Origin of the sequence: Acidovorax sp. ST3 (assembly GCF_003231145.1) — a bacterium.
In the GTDB taxonomy this organism is placed as follows: Bacteria; Pseudomonadota; Gammaproteobacteria; order Burkholderiales; family Burkholderiaceae_C; genus Acidovorax.
Window position 1 is genome coordinate 191990 of the sequence record NZ_QKVP01000007.1, and the last position, 17167, is coordinate 209156.

The following is a 17167-nucleotide window of genomic DNA, read 5'->3' on the forward strand; positions in this document are numbered from 1 at the left end:
GTGGGAGCGGGCGGGGCGGGATTGGTTCCGGCGCCCTGCGCTCTGCCTGCGGGGCGATGGGACTGGCTGGCGGGAGATTCGCCCAGAACGTCCCGCCAGCCAGCCGCTTATTGTGTCGCTAGCGTCAATTCCGCACGCGGTGTCCACTTTTCGGCTTGTTTGTCTGACTTCGGTGCCGCCACAAAGAGACGTTCCACCGGCAACTTTTGCGCCACCAGGTACGCGCGGATCGCCTGGCCGCGCTGCGTGGCCAGCTCGGCGGCCATGGCCTCGGTGGCGGGTTGGTGGGCCAGCAGCAGGGCTTCCATCTCGGGCACGGTGAGGTCCTTGGCCAGGCCGACCAGGTTGCGCGGCTTGGGGATGTCGGCGCGGCGGTACACCTCCTTGAGCAGTGCGGGGTACTCGGCGGCCGACACGGGGGCGGTGTCCGCCGGGTTGGCGCGGCGTTTTTCGGCCAGCACCAGCTGCTGCAGGTGCTCGCGCTGCAGGCCTTCGCGTTCGTCCGGCAGGCTGGCCGTGCCGGTCACGGTGATCTTGAGCGCGGGGCGGTCGGCCAGGGCCTTGGCCACCTTGTCCAGGCTCTGCTGCGCCTCGGGCGTCAGGGTGGCGCTGCCGGGGGCAAAGGGCACATGGTTCATCTCCTCGCCACCACCAAAGGCGCTGGCCAGCAGGCTGAAGGGCGAGGTCAGCGCCTTGCCGATGAGGTTGATGATGATCTTGAAGATCACCGGGCCGATGCGGAACTGCGGGTCGTTGAGCGAGCCGCTGATGGGCAGGTCCAGGTCGATCACGCCCTGGCGGTCGGCCAGCAGGGCCACGGCCAGCTTCACGGGCAGGCTGTTGGGTGCACCCTCCACGGGCTCGCCAAAGGTCAGCTGGTTCAGCACCAGCCGGTTGCTGGCGGTGAGCTGGCCGTTGGGCAGCACCTTGTAGTTCACGTCCATGCTGAGCTTGCCGCGCTCGATGCCGTGCCCGGCGTACTTGACGGAATACGGCGTGAGCGGGGGCAGCTCCAGATCGCGCACCTTGCCCACGATGTCGAGCGCCAGCGGTTTGGCCAGCGGGTTGAGCTTGCCGGTGACTTCCAGCGACGCCGAGCCCTCGGCGCGGCCGCGCAGCTCCAGGTCCGCCAGCACGGGATCACCGCCGGGCGCTTCGGAGGAGAACGCGCTGAGCTTGCCGGTCAGCTCCGAGAGGTCGGCCGAGTAGTTGGGCTTGATGAAAAAGTCCGAGAACAGCACCTTGCCGTTGACCAGGCTCACGGGGCCAAAGACCACCACGGGGGCCAGCGGGTCGGCCTGGGCCACGGCGGCCGTGGGGGTGGCAGCTGGCGCAGCCGATGCGGTTGTGGCGGGGGCCGGTGCGGTGGGTCCCGCTGTGCTGGCAGCAGCGCTGGCTGCGTTGGCGGCCTGGGCCTCGGCCGGTGTCTTGGCAATGTCGCTCAGGTTGATGCGGCCCGCCTCATTGATCGTGATGCGGGCAAAGAAGTCAACCAGGCTGGTTTCCTTCACCTCCACGCGCGGCGCGGTGCCGGGGGCGGTGGCCACGGCCAGTCCGCGCAGGTTCAGGCTCTTCCAGGCCAGCAGTTCCTCGCCCACCTGGGCCTCGGTCTTGGGGGTGAAGGCGGCCGTGCTGTTGGCCCGCAGGTCTTCGACCACCGCATCGCCGCTCAGGCGCAGGCTGACTCCCTTGTCCGTCTGCGCCAGCGCCACCTGGCCCCGGTAGCCCACGTCGGCGCGCAGCAGCTCCACCGACAGCTGGCTGGCCAGGTAGCCGTCCAGTGCGTGCACCGGCAGGCGGGTGGCGTCCAGCTTGCCCTGGGTGGTCAGCGGCTGCAGGGCCAGCGTGCCCTGGTAGTCGATCGTGCCGGGCACGGCCTTGTTGCCGCCCTTGCCCGGCGCGGCGGCGCGGGCGGTGAGCGTGAAGGCCTCGGGCTTGCTGCCGTCGCTGGCCAGGTTGCGTGCGGTGATGCCCAGGGCCGTCACGTCCAGCGCCACGGGGCGCGGCTGGGCGTTGTCGGCCAGGGAAACCGTGCCGCCCTGCACCGAGAAGTCGGCTACGCGCAGCTTCCAGGGCGCGGTGTTGCTGGCGGGGGCTGCATCCGCTATGGCCGTGGCGCTGCCTTGCGCAGCGGGCGCCGCCTTCTCCGATTTCAGCCAGCGTTCAAACATCCAGCGCCCGTCCGCGCCGCGCTCCACCGCCAGTTGCGGCTGGGTGATGGCCAGGCGCTCCAGCGTGGCGGTGCGTGCGTCCAGGGGCACTTCGGCGCCCGCAATCTCCAGCTTGCCCAGGCTGGCCAAGGTGGTCTTGCCTTGCTTGACGGCCAGTTGCTCCAGCGCCAGGGGGCCCGCCTTGAGGGTGACACCCGTGGCACCTGCCTGTGCGGCAGCGCCCGTGGGGGCTTGCCAGGTCACACCCACATCACCGCTGAGCTGGCCGGTCACCGTGGGCTCCAGCGCCTGGGCCAAGTAGGGCGCGGCCAGTTGCAGGGCTAGGGCGTTCAGGGTGGTGTTGACCTGGGCCTTCTGGTCCGTGGCTTCGCCGGTGAAGCTGAGCGTGCTGCCCTGCAGGTTGAGCCCGCCCTTGAAGGTGAAGGGCTTGGCGTTGTCTTTGGCAAAGGGCAGGGCGATGTCGGCGGCCTCCATCGCAAATTCGGTGGCCTGCAGGGCCGCGGCGGGGCGCGTGGTGGCGTCGGCCCAGCGCAGGGTGCCGCCGCGCACGGCGGCCGTGGCGACTTCGACCACCCAGGCGGGGGCGGCTGTTTTGGCCTTGGCTTTGCCTTTGCCTTTGCCTTCACCCACAGAGGCGGAGGCTGTGCTGGCGCTGGCCACTGGAGCAGATACAGCGTCGGCAGATGCGGGCACTGCAGATGCGGTGGTCTTGTCCTTGGCGGGCGTTGCAGGCTGTGCAGGCGCCGCCAGTTGTGCCAGGTTGATCTGGCCCGCCGCATCGCGCGTGGCCGTGACCACCGGCGCCGTCAGCTCCACATGCTGCAGGCGCACGATCTGCTCCAGCGGGCGCACATCGGCCATGTCGATCTTCAGGCGCTCGTAGCTCAGCAGGTCGGCCCCTTGGCGGTCGGCCATGCGCACACCGCTGGCTTGCACGGTGCCGCTCAGCTTCACGGCCATGCGCGGGTGCTGCTCAAAGGCCACCTTCACATCTGCATCCAGCGTGGCGCCTTGCACCTTCACGGGCAGGTTGGCCGGCAGGTAGCCCAGGTAGGGCGCAAGGTTCAGCCCATCCAGCCGGATCTGTGCGTCGGCTTTGCCGGTCTGCGCAAACGGCGTGCCCTCGGCGGACGAGTCAAACCGGCTGCCGTCCAGCGTGAAGGCCAGGTGGGGCTCCACCTTCACCTCGCGCTGCGAGGGCAGGGTGCTGATGAACGGCACTTTCAGCGTCAGCGCGCGCACCTCGTGGGTCTCGCTGATGGTGTTGTCGATGAAGTCGATGCTGCCGCCAGTGAGCGCCAGGTTGTACAGCGCCAGGCGCGCGGGGCCTTGGTCGGGCTCGGGGTCGTTCTTGGGCGCGGTGACCTTGGCGATGATGTCGTCCACGTCGTAGCGGCCGTCGCCCAGGTGGGTGATGCGCAGCACCGGGTTGTCGATGGTGAAGGCATCCACCACGGGCGCCAGGCGAAACAGAGATTGCAGCTCGCCATCGGCATAGATGCGGCCAATGGTCAGCTGCGGGGGCGCACCATTGGCACCTGCCACGGCTACGTCGCGCAGCGCAAATTCGAGGCTCCAGGGCTGGAAGTCGATGTCGCCAATGGTCACGGTGCGGCCCAGTTGCTCGGACGCGATGCGCTCCAGCGGGCCCTTGACCATCGGCGGGATGGCGAGCCAAGTGACCAGCCAAAGAGCGATCAAGCCCGCCAGCGCGGGGACGGCGGGGCGGAACCAGCGGTGCTGGCGCAGGGTGGCAAACGAGACGGAGCGCAGGGAGATCGGCATGGCGGCAGACAAGGGTAGGCGCCGCAGCCCCAGGGGGAGGCCCGGTCATCGCTACCCGGATGCCGGGCGGCTGCTGCGCGCGGGCGCTATTGTCCCCGTTGTATGCCTGCCTGCGTAAGCCAATGCAACCGGGGGCTGCGGTGGCTCAAGATTGTTGACAGTGGGGTCAGGCGCCGCTCATTGGGCGAAGCCCAGCACCACCCTGCGAGTGGTGGCGCTTTTCTTTTCAATCTTTGTGACGACGATGCCGCCGATCTCCGCGGTGTTGGCCACATGCGTGCCTCCACAGGGCTGCAGGTCGATCAGCGGCGCGCCGCCTTCGCCCCCGATGCGGATGGTGCGGATGCGCCCGGTGCCCCGGGGCGGCTGCACGCTCATACTCTTGACCAGAGCGGGGTTGGCGTCCAGTTCTTCGTCGCTGATCGAAGCCACGGTGAGTGGGTGCGCAGCGGCCACCAGGGTGGCGATGGCGGCCGTCAGTTGCTCCTTGTCCAGCGGGTCGGTCATCGCAAAGTCCAGCCGCGCGTAGTCGGGCGTGATGGAGCAGCCGTTGACCAGCTGCGGCACCACGTGGCACAGCAGGTGGCTGGTGGTGTGCAGGCGCATCATGCGGTAGCGGCGGTCCCAGTCGATGCGGGCGGTGACAGTCGTACCGGGCGTGAGTTGCGCCACGCGGTCTTCCTGCCCGGGGGCGGGGACGTGGACGATGTCACTGGTGGGGTTGCCTTCGGTGTCTTTGCCCTTGCGGGTGTCGGCAATGGTGATCTGCGTGCCGTCTGCCAGCACCAGCACGCCGCTGTCGCCGGCCTGGCCGCCGCCCAGGGGGTAGAACACGGTCTGGTCCAGCACGATCCCGGCATCGGTGACGGCGGTGATGTGGGCGCTGCATTCGCGCAGGTAGGCGTCTTGGCGGAAGAGGTCTTGGGTCATGGTGGCATCTTAGAACCTGTTCCAAGTCTTTTTGGAGTCGCACAAGTCCCTTGCCGGGATAGGGTGCAAGGCGCGGTGCGCAGTTGATAGCACGGCTATCCACAAGCGCCGCAACGCCGCAGACCGCCCGGCAAGGCACTTGCCCGCAGGGTTGGAGTGAAATCGGGCGATTGGACGCCCCGGCTGCTTGCATGGGCACGAGCCCATGCGGCGCATCCGAAGCATCCACTCATCCCGATTGCACTCCAATGCGATTTCCAAAAAGACTTGGAACAGGTTCTGAGCGGCGCCGCTGCCTGTTTCCCAGGCGCCAACAGCGCCGCTACCATGCACGCATGACTTCTGCCGCATTGATTCCCTTGCCCTCCCGCTTCTGGGCCGACTTGTCCACCCGTGATTTCGCGGCGCTAAAGGCCAGCGGGCGGGCTGAAGAGGTGGTGGCCGTGCTGCCGGTGGCGGCCATTGAGCAGCATGGGCCGCATCTGCCGCTGTCGGTGGATGCGACGCTGCTGCAAGGCGTGATCGATGCCGCGCTGCCGCAGCTGCCCGCCGAGTTGCCCGTGCTGTTCTTGCCGCCACAGAACGTGGGCCTGAGCCCTGAGCACATCCGCTTTCCCGGCACGCTCACCTTGTCGCCCGCTACGGTGATTGCGCTGTGGACCGAGATCGGTGAATGCGTGGCGCGCGCGGGCATCCAGAAACTGCTGCTGTTCAACGGCCACGGCGGCCAGGTGAGCGTGATGGACATCGTGGCGCGCGAGCTGCGCACGCGATGCGATCTCATCGTCTACAGCGCCAGCTGGTTCAGCCTGCCGCTGCCAGACGCGGTAGCGGGCCAGTTCAGCGCCCAGGAGCACCGCTTTGGCATCCACGCAGGCGAGATCGAGACATCGATGATGCTGCACCTGGCGCCCGCCACGGTGCGCATGGAACAGGCGCAGAACTTCCGCTCCACTTCACAAGACCGGTCGGAGCGCTACGCCATCCTGGGCAACGGCAAAAGCGCCAAGCTGGGCTGGCAGATGCAGGACTACCACCCGGCGGGTGCCGTGGGTGACGCGGCCGCAGCCACGGCCGACAAGGGGCAAGCGGTGGTAGACGCTGCAGCGCAGCAACTGGTGGCGCTGCTGCAGGAGCTGCAGGCGCTGCCGCTATCTACCCTGGCGAGCGGGCCTGACCTGGGTTGAATCGATTTGCTATCTTATTGATAGCTACTGGCGCATGATCCACTAACGCAAGCAGCCTGAAAGGCTCAAAAAGCCGAAATCTCGGTGCTCAGGCGTGCGTGACCCACTGCGCATGCTCCAGCTCATTCAGGTGCGGCAGCGTGTTGAAGGTCTGCAGCATCAATCGCTTGGGCGAGATGGAGAACTCCGTCACCGCGCTGTTGCGGATGCGCATGTTCAGCGCAATGGTGACCTCGGGCGCCGTGCCCAGCACCTCGCCCACGGCCGTGGAGATGGGGCCGCCGCTGCTCACCAGCAGCACGTTCTGGCCTGCGTGGTGGTGGCGCACATGGTCCAGCGCGCTGCGCACGCCGGCCGAAAATTCGTTCCAGCTGGGCATGCCCTGGGGGCTGATGACACCTGCCATCCACTGCGCCAGTGCGTCGCACAGGATGCGGAAGTGCGCGCGGTAGCGCTCGGGCGTGTCGGCCGGGCCCAGGGGCTGGGGGTGGATGGCGGCGATGAGTGCGTGGCTGTCGTATTCGTTGAGGCCTGGCAACTGCAGCGCATTGGGCGTGGTCTGCAGGCCCTCGGCGATGCCTTCCAGCGTCTGCGTGTGGCGGCGCAGTGTGCCGGTGATGACGGCGTCAAACCCCAAGCCGCGTGCGCGCCAGTGTTCGCCCAGGCGCACCGCCTGCTGGCGGCCCAGCGCGCTGAGCTGGTCGTAATCTTCCGCGCCAAACGAGGCCTGGCCGTGGCGCACGAGGTAGAGGGTTCCCATGCGGCGGATTGTGATCAGAACCCGCCGCAGGCGTTTGTCGCAAAAGCGACCGATGCTATTAAATGTGTAGCTTTTTCGGTTGAAGCTGCAAGGGCTTCAGCCCGCCAGAACGCTGCCGAACATGGGCGCATCCACGTTGCCGCCCGTCAACGCCAGGCCCACGTGCAAACCCTGTAGCTGGTCGCGTTCCTGCAGCGCCGCCGCCAGCGCCGCCGCACCTGCGCCTTCGGCCACGTTGTGGGTGTCGGTGAACAGGGCACGCATGGCGGCGGCCACCTCGGCGTCGCTCACCTGCACGATGTGGTCGATGTGTGGCGCCATCACGGCCAGGGCCTCGGCATCGGCCACGCGGCAGGCCATGCCGTCGGCGAGCTGGGTGGTCACCGGTGCCTCCACCACGCGGCCTGCGGCCAGCGAATCGGCATAGGTGGTGGCGTGGCTGCTGACCACGCCGACCACGCGCACCGGGTGCTGCAGCGCCAGCTTGGCCGCAATGGCCGAGCACGCGCCCGAGCCCTGGCCGATGGGCACGTACACCACATCGAGCTGCGGCACGGCGCGCAAAAATTCCCACCAGTAGGTGCTCACGCCGCGCAGCAGGTCGGGGTGGAAGCTGGGCACCATGTGGGCCCCGCGCTGGGCCGCGAGCTGGATGGCGTGTTCGCGCGCTTCCTGAAAGTCGTCGCCGTGTTCGATGAGCGTGACGCCCAGCGCGCGCATGGCGGCGTTCTTCTCCACCGAGTTGCCGCGCGGCACGACGATGGTGCAGGCCACGCCGTGGCGGCGTGCGGCCCAGCCCATGCTCTGGCCGTGGTTGCCGCGTGTGGCGCTGATGACCTCAGAGGGCAGCGCGCCGCGCTGGGCGAGCTGGTCGAAGTAGGTCAGGCCGCCCCGGATCTTGAACGCGCCCACGGGCGTGTGGTTCTCGTGCTTGAGCCAGCAGTCGGCGCCCAGGCGCTGGCTGAGCAGGCCCCAGCGGTACTGGGGCGTGGCGGCGAAGTCGCGGTACACCACCTCGGCAGCGGCTTCGATGTCGGCCAGGGTGGGCAGCAGGGCGGTGGGGTCGAGGCGGGTGTTCATGCGGCGGCTTTCTTTTCAGTCAACAGTTTGAGGGCCAGCAGACCGAGCACGGTGCCCATGAAATAGCGCTGGGCGCGCATCCAGGCAGCGTTGCGGTTGAGGAATAGCGCCACGCGCGCGGCGCCCAGCACAAGCAAGGCGTTGACGGCGGCGCTGGTGCTGATCTGTACCGCGCCCAGCGTCAAGCTTTGTTGCAGCAACTGGCCGCGCTCGGGGTGCAGAAACTGGGGGAAGAACGACAGGTAGAACATGGCCACCTTGGGGTTCAACAGGTTGGTCATGAACCCCATGAGGAACAGGGTGCGCGGGCTGTCGTGCGGCAGGTTGCGCGCTTCAAAAGGCGCGGCGCCACCGGGTTTGACGGCCTGCCAGGCCATCCACAGCAAGTAGGCGGCGCCGGCGTAGCGGATGGCGTCAAACGCCAGCGGCACGGCCGCCAGCAGCGCGGTGAGGCCCAGCGCCGCCGCCAGCAGGTGCACGACAAAACCCAGCACCACGCCGGTCAGCGAGATGAGCCCGGCGCTCGGCCCCTGGGTGAGGCTGCGCGAGACGCAATACACCATGTTGGGGCCCGGCGTGAGCACCAGCACGAGCGCGGCGAGCGCGAAGAGCAGCAATTCCTGCAACGAAAACAGCATGGCGGTTTACTCCTGAGAGGTGACTGAAGTGAGGGTGACGGGGCCCCGTGGCGTGCGGAGCTGGGCAGAGAGGCTCGGCGCGGTGCCCGGCGTGACGAGGACGGAGGCGGCGACACCCACGGCGGTGCACGCGGCCTGCAATGTGGCGGCTTGCGGGTGCTGCAGTGCAAGCTGCTCCAGCTGCACGCCGCTGGCGGGCAGGCTGTCGCAGGGGTGCGCCGCGCCCCACTGGATGAGCGTGGGCAGGCAGCCGTCCATCAGGCGCAATCCGTCATCGCGCACGGTAATCTGCCACTGCAGCAGGCCATGGGGCGTGGGGCGGCTGGCGGTGATGACGGCGCCGCGATCGATGTCCAGCGCCGATAACGCGGTGCATGCGGCCGCCACGTCGGGCACGCTGGCCACCCAGTGAATGAGCTGGGGGCCGTGTTGCGCCACCTGGCCCTGCAATTTGGCGTCATCCATGTCAAACCAGCGCCTTGCGCTAGTGGATATTGCCTTGGATGCTCCTGGGTTGATAGCAATGATCTCCAGGTAAGCGCGCGGATGCGCCGGGCTGGAGACGTTGAAGATGCGGTTGTGCGTGCCCATCAGCGGGTGTTCGCCGCCCGCCGTGGGGGTGATGCCCAGCGTGCGTTGGCACCAGGCCACACCACTGGCCAGGTCGGCCGCCAGCACGACCAGGTGGTCCACGCAGGCGGGTTGCTGGGTGGAGGTGGCGGTCACAGCAGCACCTCACCGGTCATGCAGGTGACCGAGTTGCCGCCGACCCAGATGGTGTCGCCGTCCTGCTCCACAAACACCCGCCCGGCGCGGCCCAGGCAGGTGCCCTGGGCGGCCACATACTGCTTGGGGGCCAGCCCGGCGCCTATGAGCCACTGGGCCAGCGCGGCGTTCAGGCTGCCGGTCACAGGGTCTTCGGCCAGGCCGTTGTTGCCAGGGAAGAAGGCGCGCACTTCAAAGGCGATGCCTTCGGCGTCGGTGCTGCCGATGACGCCGACTTTTCCACGCGGGCCCACGACGCCCACGTCCAGCTGGCCCAGGATGCTGGCGTCGGGCTTCAGCGCCAGCACCTGCTCGCTGCTGCGCAGCATCACGCCGCGCCAGTTGGGGCCGTTGTCGCACCAGGCGTGGTGCAGGATGTCGCTGCGCGCCACGCCCAGGCCCCGGGCAATCAGCGCCACGTCATCTTCGGCCAGCGGGCCGCTTTGGATGAGGGGCGGCGCGGCGAAGGCCAGGCGCTCCCCATCCTGCCGCAGCGTGACCAGGCCCACGCCACATTCCTGCACCACCTGGCCTGCCACCTGGGGCTGGCCGCCGGCCTTGAGCCATGCGTGGCAGCTGCCCAGTGTGGGGTGGCCTGCAAAAGGCAGTTCGCGCCCGGGGCAGAAGATGCGCACGCGGTAGTCGGCTCCGGCGGCGCGGCCTTCCGGTGTGGGGGGCAGCAGGAAGGTGGCTTCGGACAGGTTGGTCCAGTTGGTGAAGTCCTGCATGGCTTCGGTGCTGAGGCCGGAACCGTCCAGCACCACGGCCAGGGGGTTGCCTCGGTAGGGCGTGGCGGTGAATACATCGACTTGCTGGAAGGGGCGTTGGTGCATGGTGGTCAGGTCCTTGGTCAATCAAGCGGGCAGTAAAGCGGGGTGGGCCGGGCACGCCGGGGGCTCACCGGGGTGTGGCCCGGTGTGCAAACAGGTGGTTGTGGCTCGGCGCCCTGGCGGGGCCGAGGGGGCAATTAGCCGCTGGGGCGTGGGGCAGTGCGGTGCGGGGTCATAGCAGCACCGTGCCTTCGATGCAGGTGACGGCTCGGCCGCCCACCCACAGCTGGTGGTCATCGTCCTGGCGGATGTGCACGCGGCCTGCGCGGCCCAGGCATTCGCCCTGGGCCACCAGGTAGCTGCGGGGGGCCAGGCCATCGGCAATCAGCCATTCGGCCAGGCTCGCGTTGAGGGTGCCCGTCACCGGGTCTTCGGGGTTGCCCATGGGGGCGGCAAAGGCGCGCACCACCACGCCGGGCTGGGCGGTGTTACTGGCGGCGGGTCCTACATGGATCACGCCCACGTCCTGGCCCAGGTCTTTCAGGCGGGCGTGGTCGGGGTGCAAGCCCAGCACCGTGTCAGCGCTGTCGAGCAGCAGGCCCAGCCACACGGGGCCGTTGTCCAGCATCTGCGCACCCAGAATCTGCTGCGGGCGCAGGCCCAGGGCGCTCGCAATCAGTGGCACCAGCGCAGGGCTGGGGGCGCTGCGCTTGAGCGGAGGGGCGGCAAACGCCAGGGTGTCGCCGCTCAGTGCGATGCGGACCAGGCCCAGCGCGCATTCCTGGATCACCATGCCGCCCTGCTGCGGGCGGTGGCCTGCCTGCAGCCAGGCGTGGCAGGTGCCCAGCGTGGGGTGGCCCGCAAAAGGCAGCTCGCCATTGGGGCTGAAGATGCGCAGGCGGTAGTCGGCTCCGGCGGCGCGCCCGGCGTCTGTGGGCGGCATCAGAAAGGTGGTTTCCGACAGGTTGGTCCAGGCCGCAAAGCGGCGCATGTCGCTGTCGCTCAGGCCGTCGGCATCCAGCACCACGGCCACGGGGTTGCCGTAGCCGGGGCGGTCGCTGAACACGTCGATCTGCTTGAAGGGGCGCTGGTGCATGGTGAGGCTCACGCAAGGGGCTGGTCCAACACGCCCCGGGCGCCGGGGCGGGTGCTGACCGTGTTGTACCACCGCTCCAGATGGGGGTGTGCAGGGCGATCTTGCGGCAGGCCCCACCAGCGGTGGATCTCGCAGCCCACCGGGATGTCGGCCATGGTGAACCGTTCACCCGCCATGAAGGGCTGGCGCGCCAGGTGGGCATCGAGCATCGCCATCAGCGGCTCGGTCAGTGCGACCGATGCGGCGATGAGCGCCTCGTTGCGCTGCGCTGCAGGGGTGCGAATCCACTGGAGGAACGCATCACGCCCTGCGGGGTTGAGCGTGGTCTGTTGCCAGTCCATCCATTGTTCGGCCACAAAGCGCATGGGCAGGTCTTCGGGGTACAGGTTGCCCAGCGAATGCCGGGCGCACAGATAGCGCACGATGGCGTTGGACTCCCACAGCGTCACGCCCGTGTCCTCGTCCTCGATCAGCGGCACCAAGCCGTTGGGGTTGAGGCCCAGGTAGCGTGCCTCGCGCACGATGCCGAACTGGCCGCCCGCGTCGGTGCGCTGCACCGAGGGCAGGCCCAGCTCCTGCACGGCCCACACGACCTTGCGCACGTTGATGGACGACAGGCGCCCCCAGAGCCTCAGCATGGTGAATCAGCCCTTGCTCTCGCGGATCGCCGCAGCCAGGGCGGCGATGCCGGTGGCGATCTGCTCCACGGTGGAGGTTACGAACGACAGGCGCAGGGTGCGGTGGTCGGCGTTGTCGGCATAGAAAGCCGCACCGGGCACAAAGGCCACATTGCGCTCTACGGCCTTGGGCAGCAGCTCGATGGCGCTCATGCCTTCGGGCAGGCGCACCCACAGGAACATGCCGCCGTCGGGGCGGTTCCAGTGCACGCCCAGGCCTTGCATTTCCTTGTCGAGCGCAGCCAGCATGGCCTCGCACTGCTGCTTGTACAGCGCGCGGATGGTGGGCACGTGGCGGTCCAGGAAGCCGTCCTTCATCACCTCGGCCACCAGGCGCTGGTTGTAGCCGGGGGTGTGCAGGTCGGCCGCCTGCTTGGCTTGCAGCAGCTTGGGGTACACGGCCTTGGGCGCAACGATGTAGCCCAGGCGCAGGCCGGGGGCCAGCACCTTGGAGAACGAGCCCATGTAGATGCAGCCCTCGGGGTTGCGGGCCGTGAGCGGGGCGGGCGGCGGGGCGTCGAACCACAGGTCGCCGTAGGGGTTGTCTTCCACCAGAGGCAGGTTCAGCTCGGCAGCGGCGGCCACCAGCTCGGCGCGTCGCGCGTCGCTCATGGTGCGGCCCGTGGGGTTCTGGAAGTTGGGAAGCACGTACAGGAAACGCGCCTTGTCCGCACCCGTGCCCACCTTGGCGCGCAGGTCGTCAATCAGCACGCCCTGGTCTTCGCTGGCCACGGACACCACGTTGGGCTCCATCGGAGTGAAGGCTTGCAGCGCGCCCAGGTAGGTGGGGGTTTCCACCAGCACGCGGCTGTTTTCGTCGATGAGGATCTTGGCGATCAGATCCAGTGCCTGCTGCGAGCCGGTGGTGATCAGGATCTGGTCGGCGTCCACGTCCCAAGGCAGGAAGTCGGCAATCGCCTGGCGCAGCGGGCCGTAGCCTTCGCTGGCGGCGTATTGCAGGGCGCCGGGGCCGTCATTGGCCAGCACCGCGGCGGACGCGGCGGCAAACGCGGAGACCGGGAAGGTCTTGGGCGACGGCAGGCCGCCCGCAAGGCTGATGATGCCGGGCTTTTCGGTGACCTTCAGGATTTCGCGGATGACCGAGGGGTTCATGCGCTCGGCACGGCGTGCCAGGGTCCACGTGCTGGTGGTGGGAAGGTCGTTCAGTTTCACTCTCATCTCCTGCGGGTGGCCGCCTGGGCCGCTACGGTTGCAAAGTTGTTGTCAAAAAATGGGGGGGCAGCAGCCCTGGCGGGCGCGTTCATATCTTCTTAGTCCACGATGAACAGGGTGGCGCCCTGTGGGGAGGTGGACCGGTGAGGTTCAGCATTGTCCGCCACCTGGTAACTCATGCCCGGTGTCAGGGTGTACTGCCGGCCGTCGGCCAGCTCGGTGTGCAACTCGCCGCTCAGGCACAAGAGCACATGGCCTTTGGTGCACCAGTGGTCGGACACATAGCCGGGTGTGTACTCGACCATGCGCACGCGCACCTCGCCAAATGTCTGGGTGCGCCAGAAGGCCTGGCCCGCTTCGGCGCTTTTTTCTTCGCGCGGAATGCTGGCCCAGTCGGTGGTGGCGAAGGGGATGTTCTGCAAATGCATGGTTTCAGTCCTTGATCGACACCACGGCCTCGATCTCGACCGCGAAGCCGCGCGGCAAGGAGCCGACACCCACGGCCGAGCGCGCGTGCCGCCCCGCTTCTCCAAACACTTCCACCAGCAGGTCGGAGCAGCCGTTGATGACCTCGGTGTGCTGCATGAAGTCGGGCACCGCATTCACCATGCCCAGCAGCTTGACCACGCGGCGCACGCGCGACAAGTCTCCGAGGGCTGCCTGCATCGTGGCAATCAGGTGCAGGCCTACGTCGCGGGCGTGCTGGCGAGCCTCGTCCGTGCTGATCTCGCGGCCCACCTTGGGTACCACCGCCATGTCGTTGCGCAGGGGCGATCCCTTGCCCGACAGGTACAGCGTGTGGCCGTCCAGCACATAGGCATCGAAGTTGCCGCGCGGGGCGGACACGGTGGGCAGCACCAGGCCCAGCTGTTGCAGTCGCTGCTCCGGGGTCATGGCACTCATGCGGGGGCGCCTTGTTGTTGAATGGGCATCCGTTTGCCCATGAAGACGGTGGCGATCACGGCCACGGCAAACACCAGGGTGACGGTATCGAGGTGTTCACCCAGCAGCGGCACGGCAAACAGCAGGCTCAAAAAGGGCTGGATGAGCTGGATCTGGCTGACCCGCACGGCACCCAGCGCCAGGGCGCGGTACCACGCAAAGAAGCCGATCCACATCGAGAACAGCGCCACGTACAGAAAGCCCGCCCAGCTCATCGCGCCAATGCTGGAGGGCACGGCGGGCGCAAACCACCAGGCCACGGGCAGCGTGAGTGGCAGGCTGCACACCAGCACCCAGCAGATGACCTGCTCGGCCCCCAGCCGGGGCGTGAGACGGGCGCCGCCGATGTAGCCCAGGGCGCCCGTGGTCATGGCAATCAGCAGATAGACGTTGGCCGCGCCGAGGTACAGGCCGCCTGCGCGCCACACCATGAAGCCCAGTACCAGCCCGCTGCCCAGCACCGCGCAGGCCCAGAAGCCTGCCGAGGGCCGCTGCCGGTACCACAGCGCACCCAGCAAAGCAGTGGACAGCGGCAGCAGCGCGGTGACCACCGCGCCATGGGTGCTGGGCACGTGGCGCAGCGCCAGCGCCAGAAACAACGGGAAGCCCACGATCACGCCGAACGCTGTGATGCCCAGCAGCGGCCACTCGGCGCGCACCGGCAGGTTCAGGCGCCCCTGCCCGCGTTGCCACAGCAGGTAGCCGATGGACAGCAGTCCCGCCACGGCGGCACGCCCGAACGTGACGAACCAGGGGGACAACTGGGGCGCGTCGGTGGAGCCCACAGCCAGCCGCGTCATGGGCAAGGTGGCCGCGAACAGCGTGACGCCGACCAGGCCCCAGAGCAGGGCTTCTTTTTCCTGTGTGCGGTTCATAGGGTGAGCATCCAGTACGCCGTGAGCACCAGCACGAGTGCCAGCGTCCGGTTGAACCACAGCAGCCGGGTGCCCTGCGCCAGCCACTGGCGCAGCAGCGAGCCCACCAGCGCATAGACAAAGTTGCTGGTGAAGGCAAACACCATCATCACGCCGCAGATGATGGCCAGCCGCTCGCCCGGGTTGGCGGCGGGCTGTCCGGCGGCATTGACCACCCAGCCTGCGCTGAGCGTGAGGGCCAGCATCCAGGCCTTGATGTTGACGAACTGCAGGCCCACGCCCTGCCAGAAGGTCACGTTCAGGCGCGAGGTGTCGATGGCCGTCATCTGGCCGGCGCGGCTGAGCTTGAAAGCCAGCCACAGCATGTAGGCCACGCCCAGCAGCGTGACCGCCCAGCGCAAGGCGGGCACGCCAGTGATGAGGGCTCCCAGGCCCAGGCCGCTGCCCAGCATGAGCAGCGTCCAGCCCGCTGGGACGGCGAGGCAGAAGCGCAGCGCGCGTTTGAGGCCCAGGTTGGCCGCGAGCGCGGTGGACAGGGTGGTGTTGGGCCCCGGCGAAAAGCTCATGGCGGTGCAAAACAGCAGCAGGGCGGTGAGTTCGGCGACGCTCATGGGGAATGGCAGGGGGTTCTTGTCGGATGTGTGGGTTCAATGTAATCTTGCAAACCAATACATGACCAGTACAGTCATTCAGCGCAGTATTGAATCTGTATTGGTTGCGAAGACAGTACACCACCCGGGGCCTTGCCATGCTGATGAAATCCTCCACCCAGTCGCTCACCGAGCAGTTGTCGGCCCGGATCTCGGAGCGCATCCGCAACCGCCTGCTGGCGCCCGGCGCGCGCCTGCCGTCGGTGCGCCAGTGCGCGCAGCAAAACGGGGTGAGCCCGTCTACCGTGGTGGCGGCCTATGACCAGCTGCTGGCCCAGGGGCTGGTGGAGGCGCGCAAGAACCGGGGATTTTTTGTGCGCGAAAGTGGCCGCGCGGCCCATGTTGCCGATGACGAGGACGCCCACCCTGTGGACCCCGGGCTGGAGAGTGCGGCCGCCAACTGGAGCACGGCACACTGGTTTGCGGCGCGTGCAGCCGGCCGCGCAGGCCCGGGCGTGTCGCCCGTCAACGCCACGGCGCTGATCCGGGGCATGTTCCACAAGATCAGCGACAAGCCCCAGCCCGGCATGGGGGTCTTTCCGCCCGACTGGCTGGAGTCCACTTTCATGCCTGCGGCTGTGCGCAAGGTCACCAACTCACGGGCCTTGCAGGACTTCTCGCTCCAGTACGGCGAGCCGCTGGGCGATGCAGGCCTGAGGCGTGTGCTGGCCAAGAAGCTGTCCACGCTCAATGTGCACACGGTGCCCGAGAACATCATCACCACCGTGGGGGCCACCCATGCGCTCGACATCGTGAGCCGCACCTTGCTGCGCCCGGGCGATCCGGTGATGGTGGAGGAGCCTGGCTGGGCGGTGGAGTTTGCGCGCTTGGCGGCGCTTGGCATGCACATCCTGCCCGTGCCGCGCCGCGCCGATGGCCCAGACCTGGATGTGATGGCGCGCTACTGCGAGGTGCACAAGCCCAAGCTTTACGTGAGCGTGAGCGTGTTCCACAACCCCACGGGTTATTGCCTCACGCCGGGCAGCGCCCACCGCGTGCTGCAGCTGGCCAACCAGCACAACTTCCACGTGGTGGAGGACGACACCTACAGCCACATTGCGCCCGAGCATGCCACGCGCCTCACTGCGCTGGATGGCCTGCAGCGCACCATCTACGTGAGCGGCTTCGCCAAGATCCTCGCGCCCAACTGGCGCATCGGCTTCATGGCCGCGCCGCCCGCGCTGGTGGAGCAGTTGCTCGACACCAAGCTGCTGGCCACGCTGACCACACCCGCGCTGCTGGAAAAAGCCCTGGCCTTGTGCATCGAGCAGGGCCAGCTGCGCCGCCACGCCGAACGCATCCGCACCCGGCTGGATGCGGCGCGCGCGCGCAGCGTGAAGCTAGCGCTGGGGGCGGGCTGCACCTTTGCGGCCGAGCCGGTGGGCTTGTTTGGCTGGGTGGAAACCGGGGTGGACACCGATGCGCTGTCCCAGCGCATGCTGGACGAGGGCTACCTGCTCGCGCCCGGTGCCCTGTTCCATGCCGAGCGCAAAGCCAGCACCCTCATGCGTATCAACTTCGCGACGACGCAGGAGGCGGCGTTCTGGAAGACCTTTGCACGGGTGCGCGACGAGCAGGCCCGGTGAGTCGCTGAGCGCTGCCCCGTCGGGCGAAGCAGGCGCCTCACTGGGTCAATGGGAGGCAGCCTCAGGGGAGGACGCCCGCAGC

General features: G+C 68.1%; 16 protein-coding genes. 2 read left to right on the forward strand and 14 right to left on the reverse strand.

The genetic code is table 11. The annotated features are described in order from the left end of the window. Positions 1–107 precede the first annotated feature (107 nt). Both DNK89_RS22135 and DNK89_RS22140 read right to left on the reverse strand, forming a co-directional pair. Positions 108–3956 carry a DUF748 domain-containing protein gene (locus DNK89_RS22135; protein WP_110961905.1) on the reverse strand — a complete coding sequence of 1283 codons (3849 nt, stop codon included), beginning with the start codon at positions 3954–3956 and terminating at the stop codon, positions 108–110. A gap of 177 nt (positions 3957–4133) precedes the next feature. After that, positions 4134–4886, reverse strand: coding sequence for an alanyl-tRNA editing protein (locus DNK89_RS22140; RefSeq protein ID WP_110961843.1), 753 nt, complete (start codon positions 4884–4886; stop codon positions 4134–4136). A gap of 335 nt (positions 4887–5221) precedes the next feature. On the opposite strand from DNK89_RS22140, the gene DNK89_RS22150 reads away from it, so the two are divergent. After that, positions 5222–6073 (forward strand): creatininase family protein, encoded by an 852-nt coding sequence (locus DNK89_RS22150; protein ID WP_110961844.1) that lies wholly within the window; start codon positions 5222–5224, stop codon positions 6071–6073. Positions 6074–6161: 88 nt separating this feature from the next. Here the strand turns inward: DNK89_RS22150 and DNK89_RS22155 are convergent, their stop codons facing one another. The 12 genes from DNK89_RS22155 to DNK89_RS22210 form a co-directional block, all read right to left on the reverse strand. Continuing rightward, the gene (locus DNK89_RS22155) at positions 6162–6833 is read right to left on the reverse strand and encodes a histidine phosphatase family protein (protein WP_015015854.1); all 672 of its coding nucleotides are present in this window, start codon (positions 6831–6833) and stop codon (positions 6162–6164) included. A 96-nt stretch (positions 6834–6929) separates the two neighbouring features. Then, positions 6930–7913, reverse strand: coding sequence for a threonine dehydratase (locus DNK89_RS22160; RefSeq protein ID WP_110961845.1), 984 nt, complete (start codon positions 7911–7913; stop codon positions 6930–6932). After that, positions 7910–8551, reverse strand: a complete 642-nt coding sequence (locus tag DNK89_RS22165) for a LysE family translocator (protein ID WP_110961846.1) — start codon at positions 8549–8551, stop codon at positions 7910–7912. The genes DNK89_RS22160 and DNK89_RS22165 overlap by 4 nt, the downstream gene beginning before the upstream one ends. Before the next feature lie 6 nt (positions 8552–8557). Then, a complete protein-coding gene (locus DNK89_RS22170; protein ID WP_110961847.1) occupies positions 8558–9277 on the reverse strand; it encodes a VOC family protein in 720 nt (239 codons plus the stop codon). Beyond that, positions 9274–10149 carry a PhzF family phenazine biosynthesis protein gene (locus DNK89_RS22175; RefSeq protein ID WP_110961906.1) on the reverse strand — a complete coding sequence of 292 codons (876 nt, stop codon included), beginning with the start codon at positions 10147–10149 and terminating at the stop codon, positions 9274–9276. Before DNK89_RS22175 ends, DNK89_RS22170 begins: the two co-directional genes overlap by 4 nt. Positions 10150–10318: 169 nt before the next feature. After that, positions 10319–11182 (reverse strand): PhzF family phenazine biosynthesis protein, encoded by an 864-nt coding sequence (locus DNK89_RS22180; protein WP_110961907.1) that lies wholly within the window; start codon positions 11180–11182, stop codon positions 10319–10321. Positions 11183–11190: 8 nt separating this feature from the next. Further along, positions 11191–11820: a glutathione S-transferase gene (locus tag DNK89_RS22185; protein ID WP_110961848.1), complete on the reverse strand. Its 630-nt coding sequence runs from the start codon at positions 11818–11820 to the stop codon at positions 11191–11193. A 6-nt stretch (positions 11821–11826) separates the two neighbouring features. After that, the gene (locus DNK89_RS22190) at positions 11827–13032 is read right to left on the reverse strand and encodes a PLP-dependent aminotransferase family protein (RefSeq protein WP_238990897.1); all 1206 of its coding nucleotides are present in this window, start codon (positions 13030–13032) and stop codon (positions 11827–11829) included. Between the two features lie 98 nt (positions 13033–13130). Further along, positions 13131–13460: a DHCW motif cupin fold protein gene (locus DNK89_RS22195; protein ID WP_110961850.1), complete on the reverse strand. Its 330-nt coding sequence runs from the start codon at positions 13458–13460 to the stop codon at positions 13131–13133. A 4-nt stretch (positions 13461–13464) separates the two neighbouring features. Then, positions 13465–13935 (reverse strand): RidA family protein, encoded by a 471-nt coding sequence (locus tag DNK89_RS22200; RefSeq protein WP_110961851.1) that lies wholly within the window; start codon positions 13933–13935, stop codon positions 13465–13467. Then, positions 13932–14849: a DMT family transporter gene (locus DNK89_RS22205; RefSeq protein ID WP_110961852.1), complete on the reverse strand. Its 918-nt coding sequence runs from the start codon at positions 14847–14849 to the stop codon at positions 13932–13934. Before DNK89_RS22205 ends, DNK89_RS22200 begins: the two co-directional genes overlap by 4 nt. After that, a complete protein-coding gene (locus tag DNK89_RS22210; RefSeq protein ID WP_110961853.1) occupies positions 14846–15460 on the reverse strand; it encodes a LysE family translocator in 615 nt (204 codons plus the stop codon). The genes DNK89_RS22205 and DNK89_RS22210 overlap by 4 nt, the downstream gene beginning before the upstream one ends. Before the next feature lie 137 nt (positions 15461–15597). Here DNK89_RS22210 and DNK89_RS22215 point away from each other — a divergent pair, with 137 nt between their 5' ends. Continuing rightward, complete coding sequence (locus DNK89_RS22215; protein ID WP_110961854.1) at positions 15598–17085, forward strand: PLP-dependent aminotransferase family protein; 1488 nt, start codon at positions 15598–15600, stop codon at positions 17083–17085. Positions 17086–17167: the final 82 nt, after the last annotated feature.

Excerpts from the sequence above, each read along its gene's own strand:
- DNK89_RS22165 (WP_110961846.1), bottom strand. The coding sequence starts at position 8,551 with ATGCTGTTTTCGTTGCAGGAATTGCTGCTCTTCGCGCTCGCCGCGCTC.
- DNK89_RS22195 (WP_110961850.1), bottom strand. The coding sequence starts at position 13,460 with ATGCATTTGCAGAACATCCCCTTCGCCACCACCGACTGGGCCAGCATT.
- DNK89_RS22140 (WP_110961843.1), bottom strand. The coding sequence starts at position 4,886 with ATGACCCAAGACCTCTTCCGCCAAGACGCCTACCTGCGCGAATGCAGC.
- DNK89_RS22205 (WP_110961852.1), bottom strand. The coding sequence starts at position 14,849 with ATGAACCGCACACAGGAAAAAGAAGCCCTGCTCTGGGGCCTGGTCGGC.
- DNK89_RS22185 (WP_110961848.1), bottom strand. The coding sequence starts at position 11,820 with ATGCTGAGGCTCTGGGGGCGCCTGTCGTCCATCAACGTGCGCAAGGTC.
- DNK89_RS22215 (WP_110961854.1), top strand. The coding sequence starts at position 15,598 with ATGCTGATGAAATCCTCCACCCAGTCGCTCACCGAGCAGTTGTCGGCC.
- DNK89_RS22180 (WP_110961907.1), bottom strand. The coding sequence starts at position 11,182 with ATGCACCAGCGCCCCTTCAAGCAGATCGACGTGTTCAGCGACCGCCCC.
- DNK89_RS22150 (WP_110961844.1), top strand. The coding sequence starts at position 5,222 with ATGACTTCTGCCGCATTGATTCCCTTGCCCTCCCGCTTCTGGGCCGAC.
- DNK89_RS22210 (WP_110961853.1), bottom strand. The coding sequence starts at position 15,460 with ATGAGCGTCGCCGAACTCACCGCCCTGCTGCTGTTTTGCACCGCCATG.
- DNK89_RS22175 (WP_110961906.1), bottom strand. The coding sequence starts at position 10,149 with ATGCACCAACGCCCCTTCCAGCAAGTCGATGTATTCACCGCCACGCCC.
- DNK89_RS22135 (WP_110961905.1), bottom strand. The coding sequence starts at position 3,956 with ATGCCGATCTCCCTGCGCTCCGTCTCGTTTGCCACCCTGCGCCAGCAC.
- DNK89_RS22160 (WP_110961845.1), bottom strand. The coding sequence starts at position 7,913 with ATGAACACCCGCCTCGACCCCACCGCCCTGCTGCCCACCCTGGCCGAC.
- DNK89_RS22155 (WP_015015854.1), bottom strand. The coding sequence starts at position 6,833 with ATGGGAACCCTCTACCTCGTGCGCCACGGCCAGGCCTCGTTTGGCGCG.
- DNK89_RS22200 (WP_110961851.1), bottom strand. The coding sequence starts at position 13,935 with ATGAGTGCCATGACCCCGGAGCAGCGACTGCAACAGCTGGGCCTGGTG.